The sequence below is a fragment of the Buttiauxella izardii genome (assembly GCF_003601925.1).
GTDB classification, from domain to species: Bacteria; Pseudomonadota; Gammaproteobacteria; order Enterobacterales; family Enterobacteriaceae; genus Buttiauxella; species Buttiauxella izardii.
In genome coordinates this window covers 1-4,671 of record NZ_QZWH01000073.1, presented here as the reverse complement: position 1 = coordinate 4,671, position 4,671 = coordinate 1, and the positions used below count along the sequence as shown (strand labels likewise).

Below are 4,671 nucleotides of genomic sequence, written 5' to 3'. Positions count from 1 at the left end.
GGGAACTGCCAGGCTCCAAATAAGTGGAAAGCCCTGTACTGACGTACAGGGCTTTTTGCTGTCTGTGATTTATGAAATTTATCCCCGTTAAGCGATACAGATCACGCCTCTAAAAACCACATACCTCAGATCCGGTACATACTTATGGCTGGTAAAGCTCAAACGGCGAAATGCTGGTAAGAAACACAACAGGCAGGCTAAATTATGGCTAAAAATACTATCTGTATTTGGTACGACCATGATGCGGAAGCTGCCGCTCATTTCTATGCTGCGACCTTTCCCGATAGCTGCGTGGGTGCTGTCATCCCGGCACCGAGCGACTATCCGGATGGTAAATCTGGCGAGACAATAGTGGTCGAATTTGTTGTTGCGGGAGTGCCATGCATCGGCCTCAATGGCGGCCCGCATTTCAAACACAATGAAGCCTTTTCATTTCAGATATCGACAGAAGATCAGGCTGAAACGGATCGCTACTGGAACGCAATTGTCGGCAATGGCGGCCAGGAAAGTGAATGCGGCTGGTGCAAAGATAAATGGGGCATTAGCTGGCAAATAACGCCGCGAATATTAACCGAAGCTCTGGCGACCGGCGGAGATACCGCCAGGCGTGCGTTTGGGGCGATGATGTCGATGAAGAAAATAGATGTTGCGGCCATTAAAGCTGCGATAAATAGCTGACGAGTCTAGCTTATAATATTAAAGAAGACGGGCTTTCGGGCCCGTTTTCTTTGGAATTTCAATCCCCTTCTATTCCTGCTTTCCAACTATCCTTCCCCATAATTCATCTAAAAACATATAAGCATTAACGATAATTTTTAATTCTTTTATATAAACCTCGCCGTTAGAAATACTGCTCCTATCAAAAATACAGGAGCACTCACCATGATAGCAAAACGACATACTCTCTGGCTGGCAGCGCTGGCTCTTATTGCAACGCCGGTATTCGCGGTGGATGTCACCGTGGCATATCAAACATCCGCTGAACCCGCCAAAGTTGCGCAGGCCGACGATGCTTTTGCCAAAGATAGCGGCGCAAAAGTGGAATGGCGCAAGTTCGACAGCGGCGCGAGTGTAGTACGTGCGCTGGCATCGGGTGATGTGCAGATTGGCAATATCGGTTCCAGCCCACTCGCTGTAGCTGCCAGCCAAAATGTGCCTATCGAAGTGTTCCTGCTTGCCTCGCAGTTGGGCAACTCTGAAGCGTTGGTCGTGAAGAAGGGCATCACCAATCCGAAAGATTTGATTGGCAAACGTATTGCCGTGCCATTCATCTCCACCACGCATTACAGCCTGCTTGCGGCACTGAAACATTGGGGCATCAAGCCTGGCGAAGTACAAATCCTAAATCTTCAACCTCCGGCGATTATTGCCGCCTGGCAGCGTGGCGATATTGACGGGGCTTATGTCTGGGCGCCAGCAGTTAACGAGCTGGAAAAAGACGGCACGGTGCTAACGGATTCCGCGCAAGTGGGCAAGTGGGGCGCACCAACGCTGGATGTCTGGGTTGTGCGTAAAGACTTTGCTAAAGCGCATCCTGAAGTGGTGGAAGCCTTCGCCAAAAGCGCACTCGCCGCCCAGAAAAGCTATATCGATAACCCAGAAGAATGGCTAAAACAGCCGGATAACCTAAGCAAACTCTCGCGTCTGAGCGGTGTGCCGGAAAGCGACGTTCCGGTTCTGGTGAAGGGCAATACCTATCTCACCGCCAGCCAGCAAACCGAGCAGCTTAGCGGCCCGGTAAATAAAGCGATTGTCGATACCGCGCAGTTCCTGAAAGCGCAGGGCAAAGTCCCGGCGGTGGCGACGGACTACAGCCAGTTTGTGACCGACCGCTTCGTGAAAACGCTGGCGCAGTAAGGAGTTAGCCATGTTACAGGTATCGCATTTAAGTGCAGATTACGACGGAAAAACCGTTCTTAGCGACATCAATCTGACCGTGGACGAGGGCGAATTACTGGTGGTTCTCGGCCCGTCCGGCTGCGGAAAAACAACACTGCTGAACCTGATAGCTGGCTTTGTTCCATATCACTCCGGCAGCATCACGCTTACGGGCAAGCAAGTCACAGGGCCAGGCGCTGAACGTGGGGTGGTTTTTCAAAATGAAGGGTTGCTGCCGTGGCGCTCGGTGCTGGATAACGTCGCGTTTGGATTGCAGCTTGCCGGGCAGCCAAAGTCACAGCGCGAGGAAATTGCACTCGATATGCTGCGCAAAGTAGGGCTGGAAGACAAAGCAAAGCGCGCCATCTGGCAGCTATCCGGTGGGCAGCGCCAGCGGGTGGGGATTGCTCGCGCACTCGCTACTCGCCCGCAGCTTTTACTGCTCGACGAACCGTTTGGCGCGCTCGATGCCTTCACTCGTGAACAGATGCAGACCCTGTTATTAAAGCTGTGGCATGAAAGCCGCCGTCAGGTGTTGTTGATTACGCACGATATCGAAGAGGCCGTTTTCCTGGCGACTGAACTGGTGCTGCTTTCGCCGGGGCCAGGGCGCGTACTGGAACGCCTGCCGCTCGATTTTGGTCGCCGATTTGTAGCCGGTGAACCTTGCCGCAGCATCAAATCTGACCCCGAATTTATCGCTAAACGTGAGTACGTGCTGAGCCGGGTGTTTGAACAACGTGAGGGCTTTTTATGAGCATTGTGATTCAGGATAAAGCCCGCCGCACGCGGCTGACTCTACGCTGGCCATTCTCCCGCCAGTTCACGCTTAGCCTTGCAACCATCACCACCATCATTTTGCTGTGGTGGTGGGTGGCGGCGGAACAGTGGATTAGCCCATTGTTTTTACCGCCTCCGGGCCAGGTTTTAATGAAGCTGATTAGCATCGCCGGGCCACAAGGGTTTATGGATGCCACGCTCTGGCAGCACCTCGCCGCCAGCTTGATGCGCATTCTTACTGCTTTACTGGCGGCGGTGCTGATTGGCATTCCTGTGGGGATCGCGATGGGGCTAAGCCCGACGATACGCGGCATCCTTGATCCGTTGATTGAGCTTTACCGCCCCGTGCCGCCACTGGCGTATTTGCCGCTAATGGTGATTTGGTTCGGTATTGGCGAAACCTCAAAGATCTTACTGATTTATCTCGCGATATTCGCGCCAGTTGCGATGTCGACAATGGCGGGCGTTCGTAGCGCAAAACAGGTACGCATTCGTGCCGCCGAGGCACTCGGAGCCTCGCGTCTTCAGGTCGTGTGGCATGTGATTTTGCCCGGCGCTTTGCCGGAAATTCTCACCGGATTCCGCATTGGGCTAGGTGTCGGTTGGTCAACACTTGTGGCCGCCGAGCTTATCGCCGCCACTCGCGGATTAGGCTTTATGGTGCAGTCTGCCGGTGAATTCCTGGCAACAGACGTCGTGCTGGCAGGAATCGGTGTTATCGCGGTTATCGCATTTTGTTTAGAGCTGGGTTTGCGCGCCTTGCAGCGCCGTTTAACCCCATGGCATGGAGAAGGGCAATGAGTGAAAAAATAAATGTTCTGCCGCTGGGGCCTTATATTGGCGCACAGGTGAGTGGTCTGACGCTAAGTCGGGGATTAAGCGATAACCAATTTGAACAGCTCTACCACGCGCTGATTCGTCACCAGGTTTTGTTCCTGCGCGATCAACCGATTACGCCTGCTCAGCAGCGCGTGCTGGCTCAGCCTTTTGGCGACTTGCACATCCATCCGGTTTACCCGCACGCAGAAGGGGTGGAAGAGATTATCGTGCTGGATACGCACAACGATAACCCGCCGGATAACGACAACTGGCACACCGACGTGACGTTTATCGAAACGCCGCCTGCCGGGGCGATACTGGCAGCGAAACAGATTCCAGAAACAGGCGGCGATACATTATGGACCAGCGGCATTGCCGCGTACGAGGCACTGTCGGAACCATTCAAGCGCTTGTTGTCCGGGCTGCGTGCGGAGCACGATTTCCGCAAGTCGTTCCAGCAATATAAATATCTGGGCAGCGAAGAAGAGCACCAGCGCTGGCGTGAAGCCGTAGCTAAAAATCCGCCGTTGCTGCACCCGGTGATTCGTACTCATCCGGTCAGCGGCAAACAGGCGCTGTTTGTTAACGAAGGATTCACCACGAGGATTGTCGATCTCTCACAAAAAGAGAGCGATGCGCTGCTCGCATTCTTGTTCGCGCATATTACAAAACCGGAGTTCCAGGTGCGCTGGCGCTGGCAGGAAAACGACATCGCGATTTGGGATAACCGTGTGACGCAGCATTACGCCAACGCCGATTATCTTCCGGCTCGCCGCATCATGCATCGCGCAACCATTCTGGGGGATAAACCTTTCTGGCGGGGTTAAAGACATCTTTTAGCTGGCGCTTATCCTCCTGAACGTAGGTCGGATAAGCGCCAGTGTACGACCGGCCACATAGGTTACAGATCAGACCGGCCACACAGGTAACACATTTTGCCTAATCTATCCGGATGATACTTTGCTTACGTCTGTCGTAGTAAGCAAGGTCCATCCGGTTAAATATTATCGCTTCAAGTCCGTCCTCACGCTCCTCCAGCATCACATATTCACCCCGCAGCGCCTGATTCAGGAATAACCTTTTGCCAATGTAGATGTCGCCTTTGGAGCGCACCCGGTACACTTTCGCCCCTTCGGGATAGCTCACCTCCGGCGTTTTTCCGTCCCATTTTCTCGGCGACGGCACCCAGATACC

5 protein-coding genes and 1 pseudogene are annotated in these 4,671 nt (G+C 53.6%); 5 read left to right on the top strand and 1 reads right to left on the bottom strand.

Going from position 1 to position 4,671, the window contains the following annotated elements; all coding sequences use genetic code 11:
* The first annotated feature begins 204 nt into the window (after positions 1–204).
* The 5 genes from D6029_RS22145 (at position 205) to tauD (ending at position 4,304) form a co-directional block, all read left to right on the top strand.
* Positions 205–678: a VOC family protein gene (locus D6029_RS22145; protein ID WP_120066827.1), complete on the top strand. Its 474-nt coding sequence runs from the start codon at positions 205–207 to the stop codon at positions 676–678.
* Between the two features lie 204 nt (positions 679–882).
* Positions 883–1,857, top strand: coding sequence for a taurine ABC transporter substrate-binding protein (tauA, locus tag D6029_RS22140; protein WP_120066826.1), 975 nt, complete (start codon positions 883–885; stop codon positions 1,855–1,857).
* A gap of 10 nt (positions 1,858–1,867) precedes the next feature.
* Positions 1,868–2,635 (top strand): taurine ABC transporter ATP-binding subunit, encoded by a 768-nt coding sequence (tauB, locus tag D6029_RS22135; protein ID WP_120066825.1) that lies wholly within the window; start codon positions 1,868–1,870, stop codon positions 2,633–2,635.
* The gene (gene tauC / locus D6029_RS22130) at positions 2,632–3,459 is read left to right on the top strand and encodes a taurine ABC transporter permease TauC (protein ID WP_120066824.1); all 828 of its coding nucleotides are present in this window, start codon (positions 2,632–2,634) and stop codon (positions 3,457–3,459) included. The genes tauB and tauC overlap by 4 nt, the downstream gene beginning before the upstream one ends.
* On the top strand, positions 3,456–4,304 hold the full coding sequence (tauD, locus tag D6029_RS22125) for a taurine dioxygenase (protein ID WP_120066823.1): 849 nt from the start codon (positions 3,456–3,458) through the stop codon (positions 4,302–4,304). The genes tauC and tauD overlap by 4 nt, the downstream gene beginning before the upstream one ends.
* A 112-nt stretch (positions 4,305–4,416) precedes the next feature.
* Here tauD and D6029_RS22570 read toward each other — a convergent pair.
* Positions 4,417–4,671: pseudogene (locus D6029_RS22570) on the bottom strand (integrase core domain-containing protein); the annotation flags it as partial.